This is a genomic window from Amycolatopsis sp. YIM 10, assembly GCF_009429145.1.
GTDB lineage: Bacteria > Actinomycetota > Actinomycetes > Mycobacteriales > Pseudonocardiaceae > Amycolatopsis.
Genome location: NZ_CP045480.1, coordinates 9,774,276 through 9,792,481, shown reverse-complemented (window position 1 = coordinate 9,792,481; position 18,206 = coordinate 9,774,276). Strand labels below are relative to the sequence as shown.

21 protein-coding genes are annotated in these 18,206 nt (G+C 70.7%); 11 read left to right on the top strand and 10 right to left on the bottom strand.

Annotated features, from left to right (window positions below; all coding sequences use genetic code 11):
- Window positions 1–135: 135 nt before the first annotated feature.
- A complete protein-coding gene (locus YIM_RS45515) occupies window positions 136–810 on the bottom strand; it encodes a TetR/AcrR family transcriptional regulator (RefSeq protein WP_153036237.1) in 675 nt (224 codons plus the stop codon).
- A 129-nt stretch (window positions 811–939) separates the two neighbouring features.
- On the opposite strand from YIM_RS45515, the gene YIM_RS45510 reads away from it, so the two are divergent.
- Both YIM_RS45510 and YIM_RS45505 read left to right on the top strand, forming a co-directional pair.
- Entirely contained in the window at window positions 940–1,398 is a 459-nt protein-coding gene (locus YIM_RS45510) for a nitroreductase family deazaflavin-dependent oxidoreductase (protein ID WP_153036236.1), read from the top strand.
- A gap of 86 nt (window positions 1,399–1,484) precedes the next feature.
- On the top strand, window positions 1,485–2,312 hold the full coding sequence (locus tag YIM_RS45505) for an SdrD B-like domain-containing protein (RefSeq protein WP_153036235.1): 828 nt from the start codon (window positions 1,485–1,487) through the stop codon (window positions 2,310–2,312).
- On the opposite strand, the gene YIM_RS45500 is transcribed toward YIM_RS45505, so the two are convergent.
- The 4 genes from YIM_RS45500 to YIM_RS45485 all read right to left on the bottom strand — a co-directional run bounded on the left by YIM_RS45500 (window position 2,257) and on the right by YIM_RS45485 (window position 5,634).
- On the bottom strand, window positions 2,257–2,685 hold the full coding sequence (locus tag YIM_RS45500; protein ID WP_153036234.1) for a thioesterase family protein: 429 nt from the start codon (window positions 2,683–2,685) through the stop codon (window positions 2,257–2,259). The genes YIM_RS45505 and YIM_RS45500 overlap by 56 nt on opposite strands.
- A gap of 168 nt (window positions 2,686–2,853) precedes the next feature.
- Window positions 2,854–3,699, bottom strand: a complete 846-nt coding sequence (locus YIM_RS45495; RefSeq protein ID WP_153036233.1) for an oxygenase MpaB family protein — start codon at window positions 3,697–3,699, stop codon at window positions 2,854–2,856.
- 10 nt (window positions 3,700–3,709) lie between these two features.
- The gene (locus tag YIM_RS45490) at window positions 3,710–4,264 is read right to left on the bottom strand and encodes a TetR/AcrR family transcriptional regulator (RefSeq protein WP_153036232.1); all 555 of its coding nucleotides are present in this window, start codon (window positions 4,262–4,264) and stop codon (window positions 3,710–3,712) included.
- Entirely contained in the window at window positions 4,261–5,634 is a 1,374-nt protein-coding gene (locus YIM_RS45485) for an amidase (RefSeq protein WP_153036231.1), read from the bottom strand. The genes YIM_RS45490 and YIM_RS45485 overlap by 4 nt, the downstream gene beginning before the upstream one ends.
- 57 nt (window positions 5,635–5,691) lie before the next feature.
- Between YIM_RS45485 and YIM_RS45480 the strand changes: the two genes are divergently transcribed.
- On the top strand, window positions 5,692–6,654 hold the full coding sequence (locus tag YIM_RS45480; protein WP_153036230.1) for a D-cysteine desulfhydrase family protein: 963 nt from the start codon (window positions 5,692–5,694) through the stop codon (window positions 6,652–6,654).
- On the opposite strand, the gene YIM_RS45475 is transcribed toward YIM_RS45480, so the two are convergent.
- Window positions 6,647–7,321, bottom strand: a complete 675-nt coding sequence (locus YIM_RS45475; protein WP_153036229.1) for a DUF998 domain-containing protein — start codon at window positions 7,319–7,321, stop codon at window positions 6,647–6,649. The genes YIM_RS45480 and YIM_RS45475 overlap by 8 nt on opposite strands.
- Window positions 7,322–7,394: 73 nt before the next feature.
- Complete coding sequence (locus YIM_RS45470) at window positions 7,395–8,156, bottom strand: hypothetical protein (protein WP_153036228.1); 762 nt, start codon at window positions 8,154–8,156, stop codon at window positions 7,395–7,397.
- Window positions 8,157–8,217: 61 nt separating this feature from the next.
- Between YIM_RS45470 and YIM_RS45465 the strand changes: the two genes are divergently transcribed.
- Both YIM_RS45465 and YIM_RS45460 read left to right on the top strand, forming a co-directional pair.
- Window positions 8,218–8,427 carry a helix-turn-helix domain-containing protein gene (locus YIM_RS45465; RefSeq protein WP_153036227.1) on the top strand — a complete coding sequence of 70 codons (210 nt, stop codon included), beginning with the start codon at window positions 8,218–8,220 and terminating at the stop codon, window positions 8,425–8,427.
- Window position 8,428: 1 nt separating this feature from the next.
- Window positions 8,429–8,977, top strand: coding sequence for a Clp protease N-terminal domain-containing protein (locus tag YIM_RS45460; protein WP_153036226.1), 549 nt, complete (start codon window positions 8,429–8,431; stop codon window positions 8,975–8,977).
- Here YIM_RS45460 and YIM_RS45455 read toward each other — a convergent pair.
- Window positions 8,954–9,595 carry a YitT family protein gene (locus tag YIM_RS45455; RefSeq protein ID WP_153036225.1) on the bottom strand — a complete coding sequence of 214 codons (642 nt, stop codon included), beginning with the start codon at window positions 9,593–9,595 and terminating at the stop codon, window positions 8,954–8,956. The genes YIM_RS45460 and YIM_RS45455 overlap by 24 nt on opposite strands.
- A gap of 115 nt (window positions 9,596–9,710) precedes the next feature.
- Here YIM_RS45455 and YIM_RS45450 point away from each other — a divergent pair, with 115 nt between their 5' ends.
- The gene (locus tag YIM_RS45450; protein ID WP_194240386.1) at window positions 9,711–11,099 is read left to right on the top strand and encodes a PLP-dependent aminotransferase family protein; all 1,389 of its coding nucleotides are present in this window, start codon (window positions 9,711–9,713) and stop codon (window positions 11,097–11,099) included.
- 421 nt (window positions 11,100–11,520) lie between these two features.
- On the opposite strand, the gene YIM_RS45445 is transcribed toward YIM_RS45450, so the two are convergent.
- Window positions 11,521–12,630 carry a hypothetical protein gene (locus tag YIM_RS45445; protein ID WP_153036224.1) on the bottom strand — a complete coding sequence of 370 codons (1,110 nt, stop codon included), beginning with the start codon at window positions 12,628–12,630 and terminating at the stop codon, window positions 11,521–11,523.
- Between the two features lie 350 nt (window positions 12,631–12,980).
- Here YIM_RS45445 and YIM_RS45440 point away from each other — a divergent pair, with 350 nt between their 5' ends.
- Window positions 12,981–13,529, top strand: a complete 549-nt coding sequence (locus YIM_RS45440) for an RNA polymerase sigma factor (RefSeq protein WP_228004415.1) — start codon at window positions 12,981–12,983, stop codon at window positions 13,527–13,529.
- On the opposite strand, the gene YIM_RS45435 is transcribed toward YIM_RS45440, so the two are convergent.
- Window positions 13,518–14,684: a pyridoxal phosphate-dependent aminotransferase gene (locus YIM_RS45435; RefSeq protein WP_153036223.1), complete on the bottom strand. Its 1,167-nt coding sequence runs from the start codon at window positions 14,682–14,684 to the stop codon at window positions 13,518–13,520. The genes YIM_RS45440 and YIM_RS45435 overlap by 12 nt on opposite strands.
- Before the next feature lie 29 nt (window positions 14,685–14,713).
- On the opposite strand from YIM_RS45435, the gene YIM_RS45430 reads away from it, so the two are divergent.
- The 4 genes from YIM_RS45430 (at window position 14,714) to YIM_RS45415 (ending at window position 18,044) form a co-directional block, all read left to right on the top strand.
- Window positions 14,714–16,000, top strand: coding sequence for a DUF445 domain-containing protein (locus YIM_RS45430; protein WP_153036222.1), 1,287 nt, complete (start codon window positions 14,714–14,716; stop codon window positions 15,998–16,000).
- Window positions 16,001–16,094: 94 nt separating this feature from the next.
- A complete protein-coding gene (locus YIM_RS45425) occupies window positions 16,095–16,493 on the top strand; it encodes a DUF6069 family protein (RefSeq protein ID WP_153036221.1) in 399 nt (132 codons plus the stop codon).
- Window positions 16,494–16,503: 10 nt separating this feature from the next.
- Window positions 16,504–16,854 (top strand): YciI family protein, encoded by a 351-nt coding sequence (locus YIM_RS45420; RefSeq protein ID WP_153036220.1) that lies wholly within the window; start codon window positions 16,504–16,506, stop codon window positions 16,852–16,854.
- On the top strand, window positions 16,851–18,044 hold the full coding sequence (locus tag YIM_RS45415; RefSeq protein WP_228004414.1) for an RNA polymerase sigma factor: 1,194 nt from the start codon (window positions 16,851–16,853) through the stop codon (window positions 18,042–18,044). Before YIM_RS45420 ends, YIM_RS45415 begins: the two co-directional genes overlap by 4 nt.
- The last annotated feature ends 162 nt before the right edge of the window (window positions 18,045–18,206 follow it).

Genomic DNA, 18,206 nt, shown 5'->3' with positions numbered 1-18,206 from the left:
TCGCTCGAAAGGGTGATTTCGTTGCAGGAATCCGGGCTGGTTATCGAATTGTGACGAGGTCGGCGACTCGGTGAAAACCGATTCCCCAGCTCAATCGAGTCAGTTGTCCGGATCGGGGGGATTTGCCCACCGGAGTCAGAGCCCGACAAAATCCGCCATCTGCGCGGTGGTATAAGCGAAGAAGCTGTCGGTCGGGTCCATGCTGCCGACGTACTGCCCGTTGAGTTCGAAGCTGATCAGGCCGAACAGCTGGGTCCAGGAGATCAGCAGCCGGGTGATCAGGTCCGGGGTCAGGTCGTCGCCGAGCGCGCCGAGCAGGGCGGTCGCCTGCGCGCGGAGTTCGGCGGGCAGCGGGGGCGCCGGCGGCGGGGTGACGTAGGCGCTCCTGATCACGTGCACCAGCGCCATCGCCACGCGGGCCGCGGGCACGACGGTGTCCTGCGGGGCCTGGTAGCCGGGAATCGGCGAGCCGTAGATGAGCGAGTACTCGTGCGGATGGGCGCGTGCCCAGGCGCGAGTGGCGGCCCAGATGTCGAGCCAGCGCTGCCGGGGCGGGACGCGGTGGTCGTCGGCGGACTCGGCGGCGGCGCCGATCGCGTTGTACGCGTCGATGATCAGCGCGGTGAGCAGGTGGTCGCGGCTCGGGAAGTAGCGGTAGAGCGCTGAGGAGACCATGCCCAGCTCGCGGGCGACCGCGCGGAGGGAGAGGGCGGCGCCCCCGGCTTCGCCCAGTTGCCTGCGCGCCTCCTCCTTGATCGCCGTGGTGAGTTCGGCCCTGGCCCGGTCACGGGCGGTACGCGTTGCCGGCATGGCGGTCACTCTAGCGGTTCGAGAGCGGTGCACAAATTCGAGAGCACTGCTCTTGACTCAGAGCAGGTGTCCGTGTTCACTGATCTCAAACGAGAGCAGTGCTCTCGCAACGCCGAACTGGAGGCCCCGATGACCACCCCCGCCGCGTCCGCCGCCCCCCGCTACCTGGAGCCCGGCCTGGGCACGAAGATCTTCAACCGGGTCGTCGTCGCGCTCACGCGCCTCGGCGTCAGCGTCTGGGGCAGCCGCGAGCTGCTGGTGCGCGGACGCAAGTCCGGCGAGTGGCGCAGCGTCCCGGTGAACCTGCTGACCTTCGAGGGCGGGCGCTACCTCGTCGCCGCGCGCGGCCGGACGCAGTGGGTGCGCAACGTCCGCGCCGCCGGTGAAGGACGCCTGCGCGTCGGCAGGCGAGTGGAGGAATTCCGCGCCACCGAATTGCCCGACGAGGAAAAGCCGGAATTGCTCCGCGCCTATTTGAAGCGCTGGAAATTCGAGGTCGGTGTTTTCTTCGATGGCGTCGACGAGAATTCATCCGACGCCGAACTCCGGCGCATCGCGCCTGGTTATCCGGTTTTCCGGGTGGGTTAACACGAACGGATGAGCCGGTCGTCCTGATCTTTCCCGCGGCGCCTCGCCTGCTTACGCTGAACGGCCGACTGGGCGGGAGCGCGGAGATGAACAGCAGAAGATGGCGTCGCTGGGTGGTTCTCGGAGTGCTGGCCGCACTGGCCTGCCTGCTGACCTCGTGCGGTGGGGTGGCCAGGGCGGCCACCACGCACTTCGTCGGTGACTACGTCTGGCTCGACACCGATCGCAACGGCTTGCAGGATCCGGGCGAACCGCCGGTCGAAGGCGTGCGCGCGACGCTGTTCGACGGGGCCGGAACCGCGGTCGAGACCACCCGCAGCGGCGAGAACGGCCGCTACCTGTTCGGCGATCTGCCCGACGGCGCCTATCACGTGTGCTTCGATCTCGACGCGCTCCCGGCGCAGGTCGGCGACCACCGGCTGACCGCGATGAACGCGGGCAACGACGCGGTCGATTCGGATGTCGACCCGGAGACCGGCTGCACCCGGCCCGCGCTCACCTCGACCGATCTGACCCTGGACGCCGGGCTGACCGCGCCCGGCAACGAACTCGGTGACTACGCCTGGCTCGACCAGGACGGCGACGGCCTGCAGTCCCCGGAGGAGCCGCCGGTTGAAGGGGTTCGGGTGGCGTTGCACCACGGCGACGGAACGCCGACCGGGATCGCGGTCACCACCGGTCCCGATGGCCGGTATGCCTTCAGCAACCTGCCCGACGGCTCGTACCTGGTCTGCTTCGACCTCGATGGGCGTCAGGCCACCGTGCCCGCGGCCGGCGACGAAGCCCTCGACTCCGACGCCGATCCGGTGACCGGCTGCACCGGGGCGGTGACCGCCGGACTGGGCGCCCGGCAGGACCTCACGCTGGATCTGGGGTTGCTGCCAGCGCCTGGTACTCCAGCAGTTTCACCCTGATCTCGTCGGGCGGCGCCTTCTTGGTGAGAGTCTTCTCGTCGACGAACACGTACCGGTTGGTGCCGGTGGCCACGGTCTCGTCGCCGCGCTGGATCTCGAACTCCAGCACCAGCGAGGTGTTGCCGAGGTGCGCGATGCGCACGCTGACCACGAGTTCGTCCTCGAAGCGCAGCGCGCGCAGGTAGCGCACATTGGACTCGGCCACCACGAAGTCCACGCCGTGGTCGTTCAGCCCGGTGGACTTCCCGAGCACCGCGGCGAGGAACTCGAAGCTCGCCATGTCGAAGTAGGCGAGGTAGTTCGCGTTGAACACCACGCCCTGCGGATCGCATTCGTGGTACCGCACCCGCAGCGGCATCCGCACCGGTTCCATGATCCGCACCCTAGCCGCTGTCCGGCAGGTCGCGCTCGTGGGCTTCGCGCCCAGGCGGTCCCTGGCAGCACGGCAGCTTCGGCCGAGGCCAGTACGAGGCCGAATCCGCCGCACCGCCAGGAACCACCTGCATCACGAAGCCCATCGAGCCGACCTGTCGGACAGCGGCTAGCCGAGACGGCGGTCCCGCAACCAGACGTTGAGCCGGCCGATCGAGCGCAGGTGGACCGACCGCACCGGCGCGGGAACAAAACGGGCCAGGCGCAGCACCCGGCAGAACCGGTCGAACCGGGCCTGCTGCTTGTCCGTCCACTGTAGACAGAGGCGATCGCGCAGGCCGGGTGGCAGGGTGCCGCCGATCATGAAGAGCTGGAACCGGTGCTGCGCCCGGCGCAGTCGTGTCCACAACGGAGCAGGCAGCCACCGCCACGGGTTCGGCACCGTGCGGATGGTTTCCAGCAGGGTGTCGATGGCGGGATTCGGCCCGAAACCGGCGACCATCTCCGCGTAGTACCGCTCGAACGCGGGCCAGTCCGGCGGCAGGTCCTGTTCGCGCAGGCCGAGGATCCGGCCGATGTCGCACATCTGCGCGTAGTACTCGGCCAGCTCGGCGGCGGGGATCTCGCGGCCGAAGAACCGTTGCGCGTCAACGGGAAGCATCACCAGCGTGGCGTGCACCCAGGCGTAGGCGGCCGGGTTCAGCGCGCTGTAGCGCCGCCCGGTGAAGTCCATCCCGGTGAACGGGCGGTGCAGCTCGCGCAGGCGCCGCGCCTCGTAAAGCGCCCCGCGGCGGCCGCCGTACACGCAGATCGACAGCGAACCGGCGGTCCGCATCAGCCGCGTCCACGGGTCTTCGCGGTACTCCGAGTGGTCCTGCACGCCCGCGCCCACCACCGGGTGGGCGACCTGCAGCAACAGCACCTGCCCGGCGAGCAGCGAACCGCGGAAGTCGCCGAAGTACTTCCACGCGGCCGTCCCGCGCAACACCGGCGGGGCGTGGACGAGCGGGATCATGAAACCCAGCCTAAGCGCCGGAACCGTGGATCAACATGGTCAGCGCGGTGGACGCCGGGGTCGCCGGGGCCTCGCCGGTGGCCAGGCGCCGCAGTTGCAGGCCTGCGATCAGCGCCACCACCGGACCGGCCAGCCGTTGCGGGTCGGGCACGCCGAGTGCGGCGAGAACGGTGGTGGCCAGCTCGTCGTACGCGGCGAAGCAGCGTTGCGTGGCGTCGCGCAGTTCCGGGTCGCGGCCCGCCTGTAGGTACAGCTCCAGCGGCGCGATGTCGTCGGTGGTGAAGGTCATCTGCTCCAGCACGTGCTCCACCGCCACCGCCGCCTGCTCCACCGAAATCCCGTCCGTGCGGTGGGTTTCGGCGAGTTCGCTGAGCTTTTTGGCCTCTTCCGAAGCGAAGAGCAGCATGGCCTGGCGCAGCAGTTCGGTCTGGCTCGGGAAGTGGTAGGTCAGCGAGCCGAGCGAAACCCCGGCCTCGGCGACGATCCGGCGGTTGGTCAGCCCGGCCACGCCCTGCTCCCCGACCACTTTCAACGCGGCGCGCAGGATGGACTCGCGCGCGCTCATTCCGGCGGCCGCCGGTCCTGCCAGCGCTCCACCGATTCCAGCTGCGCGGCCAGCGAGATCAGCAGCTGCTCCGACTCGCCGGGACCGAGCAACTGGGCGCCGAGCGGCAGGCCGGACCCGGTCAGGCCCGCCGGGACGTTCACGCCCGGCCAGCCCAGCACGTTCCACGGCCACGCGTACGGGCAGGCCGCGATCATCGCCTGGTCGGTGGCCCAGCCGGACAGGCCGTCGAAGCTGCCGATCCGGGGCGGCGGGGTGGCCGTCGTCGGCGTCAGCAACACGTCGACCTTGCGGAACACCGCGCCGATCTGCAGGCGCAGCAGCGGTTCCGTGGCCTTCGCCAAGCGCAGCGCGGGACCGGCCAGCGCGGTGCCGTGGCGTGCGTTGGCCCTGGTGCGCGGGTCGAGCAGCGCGTCGTCGGGCACCCGGCGGCACCAGTCGCGCACCCCGGTCAGCGAGCGCGGCAGGAAGTTCAGCCCGACCAAACCGTAGTTCGGCTCGATCTCGACGATCTCGTGCCCCAGCCCGGCCAGCGACTCCGCCAGCCGCTCGACCGCCCGGCGCACTTCGGGATCGAGCCGCGTCCGAGTGGCGGTGAACGCGATCCGGGTGGACAGGCCGATCCGCAGCTTGCCGGGTTCGCGCTCGGCGGCGGTGCGGAACACGCTGGTGGTGCCGCTCGCCGCGTCGAGCAGGGCGGCCGCGTCGGCGACCGTCCTGGCCAGCGGCCCGATCACGGTCAGCCCGTGGAACAGCTCGGGATCCGGTGCGGTCGGCACGCGGCCGCGATGCGGCTTGATGCCGACCAGGTTCGTCCACGCCGACGGGATGCGGATCGAGCCGGCACCGTCCGAGCCGAGCGCCGCGGGCACCAGCCCGGCGGCGACCGCCGCGGCCGAGCCGCCCGACGAGCCGCCGGGGGTGTGCTCGGGATGCCACGGATTGCGGGTGGCGCCGAACTCCGGGCCTTCGGTGAACGGCCATTGGCCCAGCTCCGGCGTGTTCGTCTTGCCGACGATCACCGCACCGGCGTCACGGAGGTTGCGCACCACGGCGGAATCGGCGCGTGCCAACGGGAACTCACCGCAACAGCCGAACGCGGTCGGCAGGCCGGCGATGTCGACGTCGTCCTTGATCGCCAGCGGCACGCCGAGCAGCGGGGCGCGGTTGCCCTCGGCGAGCAACGCGTCGGCGCGGGCGGCGTCGGCCAGCGCGTCCTCGGTGCGCAGCCGCCGGAACGCGTTGAGCCTCGGCTGTGCGGCTTCGATGCGCTTGAGCGCTGTCTCGGTCAGTTCGACCGAAGTCACCTCGCCCGCGGCGAGGCGGGCGGCCTGTTCCAGCAAGCCGGGGAACGTGAGCGTGCCGGTCATCGCGACCTCCTCGTTCGTTCGAACGAACGATACCAGTCGTCTGGCATGCTGGCAGCCATGACGCTCGATCGGTTCCCCCGCGTTCGCCTCGGTACCTGGCCGACCCCGCTGGAGGAGGCGCCCCGGTTGAGCGAAGCGCTCGGCACCACCGTGCTGCTCAAACGGGACGACGTGAACGGGCTCGGCGTCGGCGGCAACAAGCTGCGGAAGCTGGAGTTCTCGCTCGGCCAGGCGCTGGCCGACGGCGCCGACACGGTGATCACCTTCGGCGCGCTCCAGACCAACCACGGGCGCCAGACCGCCGCCGCGTGCGCGAAGCTCGGGTTGCGCTGCGAGCTGGTGCTGACCGCGAAGGTGCCGCGTGACGGCGAAGCCTACGAGCGTTCCGGAAACATCATTCTCGACCACCTCTTCGGTGCGAACGTGCATCGCTGCGCCGACGCCGAAGAAACCGGCGCCACCTACGACCGGCTCGTCGCGGAAGCCGCGGCCGACGGCCGGAAGGTGGCGACGCTGCCGGTCGGCGGTTCGGACGCGGTCGGCCTGCTGGGGTACGTCGCGGCCGCCGAGGAGATCCGGCGGCAGCTCACCGGGCCCGCGCGAATCCTGGTGGCACAAGGCAGTGGGGGCACCGCGGCCGGGCTCGCGCTCGGCTGGGGCGGCAGGCTGGACGTCGCGTGCGTCGGGCACGACGCGGCCGAGTCAGGGGAAACCCTGACCACGCTGGTCGCCGACGGCGCGAAGCACCTCGGCATCGAACCGCCGGAACTCGACCACGTGCGGATCACCGATCGCACGCTCGGCCCCGGTTACGGCGTGCCGACGGAGGAAGTGTGGGAGGCGCTGCGCCTGTTCGGGCGGACCGAAGGCGTGGTGCTCGATCCGGTCTACACGGGCAAGGCCGCGGCGGCGCTGATCGCCGAACCGCGGCCGGAAGAAGGGCCCGTGGTGTTCTGGCACACCGGTGGCCTACCGGGTGTTTTCGGCTACGGCCCGGAAGCCCTCACCGCGTTCAGTTGATCGATTTCGCCGACCGGGAAGCGGCGAGCGCGAGCGCGCCGAGCAGGGCGAAACCGGTGCCGAAGGAGATCCGCTGGGCGAAACCGACCGGCACCAGCGTGTTGATCCACTCCAGTCCCGCCAAATCCCTGGTGATGTAACTGAGACCGAACAGGACCAGTCCGGCGGCGTAGACCACGCAGATCCGGTTGAGCAGAATCCGGGTGTGCTCGAGTTCCACTCGTTCTCGCAAAGACATTCCGATACCGGGAAGACACAGAAACGCGATCAGACTCGCGTATTGGTGCACCACGCCGGAGGCGACATCGCCGCCGGAATCCAGCGTGGCCGGGAAGAAGGCGGCCAGGCTGAGCCCGAGCGCGGTCGCCCCGAACAGGATGTGGGTGGTCAGCCCCAGTCGCATTCCGGTGGCGCGCAGGGCACCGAGCACAGCGACCGTGCCGACCGCGAGGGAAAGCAGCGAGGCTTCCAGCATTCCGCCGCCGCGCTCCGAATGCGCATAACTGCTCAGCGTGTCCGTCACCGGATTTCTGGCGCTGACCGTGTGCAAAATGATCAGGGTGAACAACGCCCACCCGATCGCCGCACTCGCGATGACCACCCAGCGCCTCGCCCTGGCCGCGGTGATCGCGGGTGCGGCGAGTTTTCTCGCCCCTGGATTCCCCATGCGGAAATAGTCCCGCTTTCCGGGGTCCGTGAGATCCGGGTAAGTCCCTGATATCCCCCGAATTGACTACCGCCTACCGGAAGTCGAGCACCGCCAGCGCCTGGTCGTCGTGCCGCTTCGGCCTTGGCCACCGGATCCGATCCGGGTCGCCCTCCTCGGCTTCGCGGACCGCTTTGAGCACCGCGTGCGCCCCGCGGTCCCGCACGAGCGCGCGGACCTGTGGCCAGTCGAAGAGGTGGTAGTCGTCGACGCCGGTGGAGACGCCGTCGGTGGCCATCAGCACGGTTTCCACCACGGGAAGGGGCCAGCTCGCGGTGAACGCCCTGCCCGCCGCGATGGGATCGGCTTCGGCGACCCAGAACCCGCCCTCGGCGTTGCGTCGCAACCGGACGTCGTGGCCGGTCTGGAGTTTGCCGTTGCCGCGCAGGGAAGCGATGCGGTCGTCGGCGAGCAGCTGCGGGCCGGACCGGCCGAACACCACGATCGGGCTGTCCGCGAGCACCAGTCCGTCGAGCCGGTCCGCGGTCCAGCGCACGATGGCCACCGTGCTCGACGGTGAGGCACCGGGGCGCAGACCGTTTTCCTCGGCCACGGCGGTGATCGACGCGGCGAGCACGGCGGCGAGATCGGCTTCGGGCGCGGCACGCAGGCCGTCCGCGAGCCGGGCCGAGAGCAGTCCGGCGTACCAGCCGCCACTGGGCAGGTCCGGGCTCGGGGCGGTGGCGCCGTCCAGCAGCACCACCGCGTTGTCCAGTACCAGCAGGTAGTCCTCGCTCGGGCGCGGACACCCGTCCGCCCCGACGCCTGCCTGCTCGGCGACCTCGATCACGGGCATGCCGAGACGATAGCCGTCAACAATGGTTGACAGCACCGGGTTGTCAACCTACATTGACATCATGACGGAAGCGACGGATCTGGCCGAGCGGGCGGGCGACCGCGATCCCCGGGTGGGATTGCGCGCGGTCGCGGCGCTCCGCCGACTGCTGGAACAACTGGAAGCGGTGCAGGTGCGCAGTGCGCGGGTGCGCGGCTGGTCGTGGCAGGAGATCGCCGGTGAGCTGGGCGTGACCCGCCAGGCCGTGCACAAGAAGTACGGGAGGAGCTGAGATGTTCGAGCGATTCACCGCCGGGGCGCGGCTGACCGTGGTCAGCGCGCAGGAGGCGGCGCGCGAGTCGGGAACCGGTGAGATCGGGCCCGAGCACCTGCTGATCGCCTTGCGCGGCAACGCCGACGGCCCGATCGCGGAACTGCTCGACGAGTGCCTGCCAGACCAGGCCGGGCTGACCGCGCAGTTCGCGGAGATCCGCCGGCGTGGCGGGCTCAGCGACGCCGACACCGAAGCGCTGGAGCAACTGGGGATCGACGTGTTCAAGATCGTCGACGCGGTGGAGCGCTCGCACGGTGAGTACGCGCTCGCCGGTCGTGGCCCGCGCCCACGCCGCCGGTTCAAGCACCTGCCGTTCAGCCGGGCGGCGAAGTCCACATTGGAGCGAAGCCTGCGCGAGGCGGTCGAACTGGGCGATCGCCACATCGGCAGCGAGCACCTCCTGCTCGCGCTGGCCACGCAGCCCGGCCTCGCCGCCGACCAGCTCGCCGCGTACGGCATCACCAGCGCGAGCGTGCGGCTGGCGCTATCCCGCCGTCGTACCGCGTGACCGCGGCCGCCAGGCCACGTACCCGAGCATCCACTGGGTGAGCGGGCCGATCGAGATCGCGTAGAGCACGGTGCCCAGGCCGACGGTGCCGCCGAGCAGCCAGCCGCCCGCCAGCACGACGATCTCGATCAGCGTCCGCACCAGGCGGACCGACCAGCCGGTGCGGGCGGCCAGTCCGGTCATCAGCCCGTCGCGCGGGCCGGGGCCGAGGCGGGCGCCGACGTAGGTGGCGGTGGCGAGTGCGTTCAGCACCACGCCGCCGACCAGCAGCACCACCTGCCAGAACAGGGTGTGCTGATCGGGCAGCACCAGCCGGACCGCGTCCACGGTGACCGAGATGATCAGCACGTTGGCCACGGTGCCGATGCCGGGCCGCTGGCGCAGCGGGATCCACAGCAGGAGCACGACCAGCGACGCGAGCCCGGTGACCGTGCCGAACGACAGGCCGACCTGCTTCATCACGCCCTCGTGCAGCACGTCCCACGGGTCCAGCCCGAGGCCGGCTCGAGTCAGCATGGCCATGCTCGCGCCGTAGAGCGCGAGCCCGCCGATCAGCTGCGTGAAGCGGCGTGCGGGGTCGACGGTCGCCTTGACGGGGTGAAGTTCCAACTGGGCCACATGTCCCACTATCGGAAAGATTGGCTCGATTTACCATGACCAATTGGCAATAATTGGCCTGGTGAACGATGTGCTCCCACCAGGTGGACGGGTATCCGGCAGTCGACTGGCCGCCATGCTGGGCGTCTGGCGCAAAAGTGGCTCGCGTCAGGGCGCCGCCGATCTGGCCGCGGCCATCGAGCTGCAGGTGTTCGACGGCCAGCTCCCGCTGGGCACCCGGCTGCCTGCCGAGCGCGAGCTGGCCGAGGCGCTCGGGGCGAGCCGGACCATGGTCGGCGCCGCGCTGGACCGGCTGCGCGCGGACGGCGTGGTGGCCAGCAGGCGCGGCTCCGGTTCGTGGATCACCTCACCGCGCAAGGCATTGCCGGACGCCGAACCGTCCGGCCGCGGTCTGATCGACTTCGCGCGTGCTGCACCGCCCGCGGTCGCCGGGCTCATTCCCGCGGTGGATTCGGCCAGGAACCTGCTCGCCGCGGAACTGCCCGAGCACGGCTACTTCGACCAGGGTCTGCCGTTGCTGCGGGAACGCATCGCGGCGCGGTTCACCGCACGCGGCCTGCCGACCACGCCGGACGAGGTGATGATCACCAACGGCGCGCACCACGCGTTTGTGCTGGCCCTGCGCATGCTCGCCGGACCCGGTGACCGGGTGCTGGTCGAGCAGCCGACCTATCCGAACGCGCTGGAGGCGATCCGCGGGGTGCACGCCACCGCGGTCCCGGTCGCGCTCGGCGACGGCGGCTGGGACCTCGACGGCATCGAGGCGGTGCTGCGCCAGGCGTCACCCCGGCTGGCCTATCTGGTCGTCGACTTCCACAACCCGACCGGGCACCGGCTCGACGCGGCCGGGCGCGAACGGCTCGGCTCGCTGCTCACCCGCGCCCGCACGCCGGCCGTGGTCGACGAAACGCTGGTGGAGCTGGATCTCGAGGGAGATCCGCTCGACGGCCCGCCCCCACTGGGCAAGTTCGCGCCGGACTGGACGATCACCATCGGCTCGGCGTCCAAATCGCACTGGGGCGGCCTGCGGATCGGCTGGATGCGGGCCCCGGAGGAACTGCTCGGGCGGCTGCGGTCGGCCCGGTACGCGGTCGACCTCGGCTCACCGGTGCTGGAGCAGCTGGTCTTCGCGGAACTGCTCGCCGACCCGCGACCGCGGCTGGCCGAGCGTCGCGGTGAACTGCGGGACCGGCGGGACGCGCTGGTCGGCGCACTGCGCTGGTACTGCCCGGACTGGGAGTTCCGCGTGCCTGCCGGTGGATTGTCGGTCTGGTGCAAGCTCCCCGAACCGATGAGCACCCGGCTGGCGGTCACCGCGGCGAACCACGGGCTGCAGATCGCGCCAGGGTCGCGGTTCGGCGTGCACGGCGGGCTCGAACGGCGGTTGCGGTTGCCGTTCGCGCTGCCCGCCGAGCAGATCCACGACGCCGTGCGGCGGCTGAGCACCGCGGCGGCCGCGGTCCGCGGGTGCGACCGGTCCGGTTTGGACGTGCCGGTGGCCTGAACCGGCCCGGAAAACACGATGCGGCCGGTGCGCTGGATTTGGTCCGTCGCTTCCAGGGAGGTGAAACGGCGATGGAATCCAGCGCACCGGCCGCACGGCCGCCGCAGCTTCCCGGCACAGCCCCTCGACGTGCCGGGAAGCGCGCGGCCTCAGGCTCGTACCGGGTGGTTGCCGCTGCTCGGCGCGGTGAGCAGCGGCGCCCGGTATGAGCCCGGTGCGGGCCCCGGCGTCGCAGGGGCAATGCGACGCCGGGGCCAGGTCCCGAAACGGCCGGGCGCGGTCGGCCGAACGGGAAGCATGGTGGGCGAATGGAACAACGAGCACCCCGGTAAATGGCGCAGGAACAAAGACTCCGAACAGCGCAACGGGGAAGAAGTTGATCTTGAACTGAACGCAGTTCTCCCCGCGGGACCGGGTGGGGTCAGTCGGGAGAGGTGGTCGGCAGGGCGGCATCCCTGCCCGCACCGTCGGCCGCGTGATCGCGGCTGGTGCCGATCAGCCGGAGCTGGGTGGTGCTGTCCGACGAGGGCAGCACACCGAAGTGGCCACGGCCGCCGTTGTTGTCCTGACCCGGGTGGGCGGACGCGGAGTGCCCGGCGGGTGCGCAGGGCGGTGCCGATGGCGCGCCGCCGCCGGGGGAACCGCCGCCACCACCGGCGCCGGCGCGGACCTTCGCGTCGTCGTCGGACCGGGGTGCGGGTGCCGCGGGGGCGGGCGCGGGGTGGTGCTTCACGGGCGCGACGACCGTGGTCGGCTGCGTGGGGGTGACCCTGGCGGGTTCCGGCTCATCGGCCGGGGCTTCGGTGGTGCCGGTGGCGGTCGTGGTGTCCGGCGTGACCGCGGCGACCGTGCTGCTGCTGCCGCGCGCGTCGCCGGTGGCCGGTGCGGGCCAGTCGTCGAAGCCGCTGTCCAGCTCGGGAATGGTGACCACGATGTCCGTGCCGCCGGGGCAGTGGTCGATCGGCGCCACGATGGGCGCGACGATCGGCTTGAGCACCGCGTCGCCGACCGAGCCGACCGTGCTGGTGACCGCGTTGAGCACTCCGCCGACGGTGTTCACCAGTCCGCCGAGCAGGCCGCCACCACTGGACTTCTGCACCGGCTCCGGCTCGTCCTCGGCGGCGTTCGTGGTGGCCGTGGTGGCCATCATGGTGTCCGCCGTGTCCGCAGAGTCCGGCTCCGGCTCGGTGTTCTTGGGCGTTTTCGCCTGCTGGGTACTGGTTTTCCCGGTCGACTGGGCGGGCTCGGCGGACCCGGAAGGCTCGGCGTCCGGAGCTTCGGCGGGCTCGGCGCTCGACGTGGAGTTCCCGGTGTTCGAGGAACTCGCGCTTGCCTCGGCGGTCACCGCGGCGGTGGTGCTGCTCTGTCCGGTGCCGCTGGAGGCGCTGGTGTCCTCGGCCCAGGCGGTCGAGCTGAAGGCGAAGGTGAGCGCGGCGCCGGCGACGGTGAGGCCGGCCGTGACCAGGAACCGGCGCGCGGCAGCACGGACGACGGAGCGGTGCTCCGTTTTTGTCGTGCTGTGCACCGCCATCACCACCGTCCTGGACCGGGTGCCCGGAAGATCGTCGGTTCGCTGGGGACGGGGGAAACTGTCGAAACCTGCGACGGACCCCCGGGTTCGCCTTCTTTCTAGCATTCGAGTGGAGTGTTTCACTTCGATCGCGTTCGATCCACCCCGGAAGGCGGAACAGAGCTACCGTGCCCGGTGGCTCTCCGCTGGTTGTTGATCACTCACCGTTGCCCACCCGGGGGTCGGAACGGCCACCCGGTTGCGCTGAGTGTAACTACTCGATCCGCTTTCCGGCGTCGAATGCCGGATCCTGATCGCGCAGCGTGTCGTCCCAGTAGCCGAAGGTCATCGACCGGCGGAAGGGGTGCGCGGTGTCCGAAACGGACTTCGGGGCGGTGGTGCCGAGAGCGGTCACCGGCGAGCGAAGGGCGCTCGACCTGCTCGCACGGGCCTGTGTGCGGCTGGCGTTGCGGGTCGCGCGGGCGCACCGGCTCGGTGATGCCGACGCGTGGGACGTCGGCCAGGACACCTGGATCGCGCTCGCCGCGCGCCTCGGCACGGTCCGGGAACCGAGGCGGCTGCCCGGCTGGCTGGTCACCACTGCCCGGCGCTGCGTGCTGCGGGTGCTCGCCGGTCGCCGCCGCGAAGTGCTCTGCGTGCCGCCCGACCGTCCCGACGCGGCGCCGACCCCGGAAGCCAGGGTGCTCGACGCCGAGCGCATACGGGTTTTCTGGGGCCTGGCCGGGCGATTGCCCGCCCGGCACCTGCTGCTGTTGCGCCTGCTCGCCGACCGCCCCGAACTGACGCACGCCCAGCTCGCGGCCGAACTCGGCGTCGCCGTCGGCAGCGTCGGACCGCTGCGGCGCCGATGCTTCGACCGGATGCGCCGGCTGCTCACCGCAGAAGGGTTACCCGACTAATTTGTGCAGTCGCACGATCGCCTCGTCGAGTACCTCGTCCCGCTTACAGAAAGCGAACCTCAACACGTGCCGCCACTCGTCCGGGTGGTCTGTGAACACCTTGACCGGAACGGCGGCCACGCCGACCCGTTCCGGCAGCTGCCAGGCCAGTTCCGCGGCGTCGGTGAAGCCGAGCGGACGGACGTCGGCGCAGATGAAGTAGGTCCCCGCGCTCGGCCGGACGGCGAACCCGGCTTCGGCCAGCCCGGCGGCGAGCCGGTCGCGCTTGGCCGCCAGCGACCGGCGCAACTGCTCGACCCACTCCAGTTCGTACTCCAGCGCGTAGGCCACCGCCGGCTGCAGCGGGCCGCCGGAGACGAAGGTGATGAACTGCTTGGCCGCCTTCACCGCAGCCACCAGCTCGGGCGTCGAGCAGACCCAGCCGATCTTCCAGCCGGTGCAGTTGAAGGTCTTCCCGGCGCTGGAGATGCCGACCGTGCGCTCGCGCATGCCGGGGAAAGTCGCCAGCGGCAGGTGCTCGGCGTCGTCGAAGACCAAGTGCTCGTAGACCTCGTCGGTGATCGCGATCAGGTCGTGGTCCACGCAGATCGCGGCGAGCGCGGTCAGCTCGGCCGGGGTGAACACGGTGCCGGTCGGATTGTGCGGCGAGTTGACCAGGATGGCCCGTGTCTTCGGCGTGACCGCGGCGCGCACGGCCTCGGTGTCCAGCGCGAACCGGCCGTCCCGCTCGACCAGCGACACCACCCGCCGGGTGGCGCCCGCGAGTGCGACGGCGGCCGCGTACGAGTCGTAGTACGGCTCGATCACGATCACCTCGTCGCCCGGCTGCGTGAGCGCGAGCAGGCTGGCGGCGATAGCTTCGGTGGCGCCGGCGGTGACGAGGATCTCGCCGTCGGGGTCGTAGTCGAGGCCGTAGCGGGCGCGGTGCGCGGAGATCGCCTTGCGCAGTTCGGGGCGGCCGGGGCCCGGTGGGTACTGGTTCGCGCCCCCGAACAGCGCGTCCTTCGCGGCGTCGAGCATCGCGGCCGGCCCGTCCGTGTCGGGAAAGCCCTGGCCGAGGTTGACCGCCCCGGTGGACGTGGCCAGTGCGGTCATCTCGGCGAAGATGGTCGAAGTGAACGGCTGCAGACGGGGGACGAGAGCTGGTTCGCGCACAAGGGTGAATCTTCACGGAGAATGGCGGTGTGGAGCAACTGACGAAGCCCGCCGACCCGCCCGGCGGACTGGCCGGCGAGGAAGCCAAGCGCGTCGGCCTGCGGAAGATGAAGCTGGTCGCGCTGTCCTTTCTCGGCGGCGCGTTCGTGATCTTCCTGCTGACCAGCTGGGCCCAGTCGGCAGGCTGGCCTGCCTGGGTGGGGTACGTCCGGGCGGCCGCGGAGGCTGGCATGGTCGGCGCGCTGGCCGACTGGTTCGCGGTGACCGCGCTGTTCCGGCACCCGCTGGGGATCAAGATCCCGCACACCGCGATCATCCCGAACAAGAAGGACGCGCTGGGCAAGAGCCTCGGTGAGTTCGTCGGCAGCAACTTCCTGTCCGAGGCGGTGATCCGGGACAAGCTGCGCCGGATCGGCATCTCCGAACGGCTCGGCGGCTGGCTTTCGCAGCCGGAGAACGCCGACCGGGTCACCTCCGAGCTGGCGACCGTGCTGCGCGGCGCGGTGACCGTGCTCCGCGACGACGACGTGCAGGCCGTGGTGGAGCAGGCGGTCACCCGCCGCCTGCTGGACCGGCCGTGGGGGCCGCCGCTGGGCAGGCTGCTGGCCTCGGTGTTCGCCGACGGCGCGCACCACAAGCTGGTCGACCTGCTGTGCGACCGCGGCTACGAATGGGTGCGCGACAACCACACCTCGATGCTGCGGGTGGTCTCCGACCGCGCGCCGAGCTGGTCGCCGAAGTTCGTCGACGAGATGCTCGCGGACAAGGTCTACGGCGAGGTGCTCTCCTTCGCCTGGGCGATCAAGACCGACGTGAACCACCCGATGCGGCTGGCGCTGGACAAGTTCCTCGGCGAGTTCGCGCAGGACCTGCAGACCGATCCGAAGACGATGGAGCGCGCGGAGCAGGTCAAGCAGCAGGTGATCGAGCACCAGGAGGTGCAGAAGCTGATCGGCTCGGCGTGGGGCACGGCCAAGGCCATGCTGCTGACCGCCGCCGAGGACCCGTCGAGCGAGCTGCGCAAGCGCGTGCGCGACGGCCTGCTCAGCCTGGGCGGCAAGCTGAAGTCCGACGACTCCCTGCGCGAGAAGGTGGACGGCTGGGTCGAAGGCGCGGCGGCGTACGTGGTGCTGAACTACTCGAACGAGATCACCACGATCATCACCGACACGGTGGAGCGCTGGGACGCCGAGGAGACCTCGCGGAAGATCGAGCTGCAGGTCGGCCGCGACCTCCAGTTCATCCGGATCAACGGCACCGTGGTCGGCGCGCTGGCCGGGCTGCTCATCTACACCCTCGCGCAAGTGCTCTTCTGATTTCTCCCCGGTGGGTGTCGAATGGCGGCGCGCTCGTTCGTAGCCAAGGTGAGAGACCGGCAACGGGCCGGTCACCGCTCACCGGAGGCCCACCATGTCCGTCACCACCGCTGTTCCCGCGAAATCCCTGATCACCGGCGGCCTGACCGCCGCGGCCGTGGCCGGTGCGGCCACCGCGACCGTCGCCGCGGCGGGTGAGTTCGCCGGGATCAGCCTCGTGGTCGGGGGCACGCCGATCCCGGCGTTCGGCTTCGCCGTGCTGACCGTCATCTGCTCCGTGATCGGCCTGGTGCTCGCGTTGGTGCTGGCCCGCTCGGCGCGTCACCCGCGCGTGGCGTTCGTTCGCGGCACTATCGCTCTCACCGCGTTGTCGCTGGTACCGGATGTGCTCGCGGACGCGTCGGTGGCGACGAAGGCGCTGCTGATGCTGACGCACGTGGTCGCCGCCGCGATCGTCATCCCGGCCATCGCCCGCCGCCTGCCCACTCGCTGAGGAGTTCGTCATGAAGCAATACCTGCTCGCCGTCCAGATCGACGAAACCGTGCCGGAACCCGAGGACGAAATGCGGGAACAGATGGCCAGGACGAGCAAGGTCACCGAGGAGATGCAAGCCGCTGGTACCTGGTTGTTCGCCGGGGGTCTGCGGCCGTCGCACGCCAGCACGGTGGTCCGGCCGGGCAACGGCACGACCACGATGACCGACGGCCCGTTCGCCGAGACGAAGGAGCAGCTCGGCGGGTTCTGGGTGATCCAGTGCGAGGACCTCGACCAGGCACTGGCCTGGGCGGACAAGTGCGCGCTGGCGTGCAACCGCCCGATCGAGGTGCGGCCGTTCGACGGCATCGTGGAATGAGCGTGGATCTCGACGGCGTCTACCGCGCGGAGTACGGCCGCTGCGTGGCCACGCTGACGCGCCTCCTCGGTGACATCGGGCTCGCCGAGGAGGCGGTGCAGGACGCGTTCGCGGTGGCCGTCCAGAAGTGGGAGGACGCGCTGCCCGCCAATCCGGGCGCGTGGATCGTGACCACCGCCCGAAACCGCGCGATCGACCGCCTGCGCCGGGAATCCACCAGGGAGGCCCGGCACGCGCAGGCACTGCTGCTGCACCAATCCGACGAGCCGGAGGAGGTGGGACCGGTGCGTGACGACCAGCTCCGGATGATCTTCACCTGCTGCCACCCGGCGCTTTCGCCGCTCGCGCAGACCGCGCTCACGCTGCGGTTGATCGGCGGCCTGGAGGTGACGGAGATCGCGCGGGCCTACCTGGTGCCGGAGGCGACGGTCTCGCAGCGCATCGTCCGGGCGAAGAAGAAGATCCGCGACGCGAACATCCCGTACCGGGTGCCGGAGGCCGCGGAGCTGCCCGACCGCCTTCCGCCGGTGCTGACCGTGTTGTACCTGGTCTTCAACGAGGGCTACACGTCGACTTCCGGGGAGCTGGTGCGGACGGACCTGTGCCTGGAGGCCATCCGGCTGGCGCGGGCGCTGGCGGCGCTGATGCCGGACGAGCCGGAGGTGACCGGGCTGCTGGCGCTGCTGCTGCTCACCGAAGCCCGGCGGCCGGCGCGGGTGGGGCCATCGGGTGAGCTGGTGGTGCTCGCGGAGCAGGACCGGTCGCTGTGGAACCGCTCGCTGATCGCCGAGGGGCACGCGCTGGTGCGGCAGTGCCTGCGGCGTGACCGGCCGGGGCCGTACCAGTTGCAGGCCGCGATCAACGCCGTGCACACGGACGGCCCGGCCACGGATTGGACGCAGGTGCTGGCCTTGTACGACCAACTGCTGGAGCACGCGCCCACCCCGATCGTGGCGCTCAACCGGGCGGTCGCCGTCGCGGAGGTGCACGGCCCGGCACTGGCGTTGGCGACGATCGAGGACCTGGAGCTGCCGGGATACCACCTGCTGCCGGCGACCCGGGCGGACCTGCTCGCGCGCCTTGGCCGCACCGCGGAGGCGGGCGACGCCTACGACGAAGCCATCACGCTCACCACGAACGAGACGGAACGCGCCTTCCTCCGGTCCCGCCGGGACTCACTTGGGGCATGAGGCCTTCGGATGGCGGCGGGGTTCACTCTCCGCATCACCTGGTTGGCGGTTGGCGTTCCTCCGGGTGACCCCCCAGCGGGGGAGTTATCCACAGAATCGCAAGTTATCCCCCGGGTTGTCCACAGGTGGAACGGGTGTGGTAGAGCCCCGGCTCACGATTGA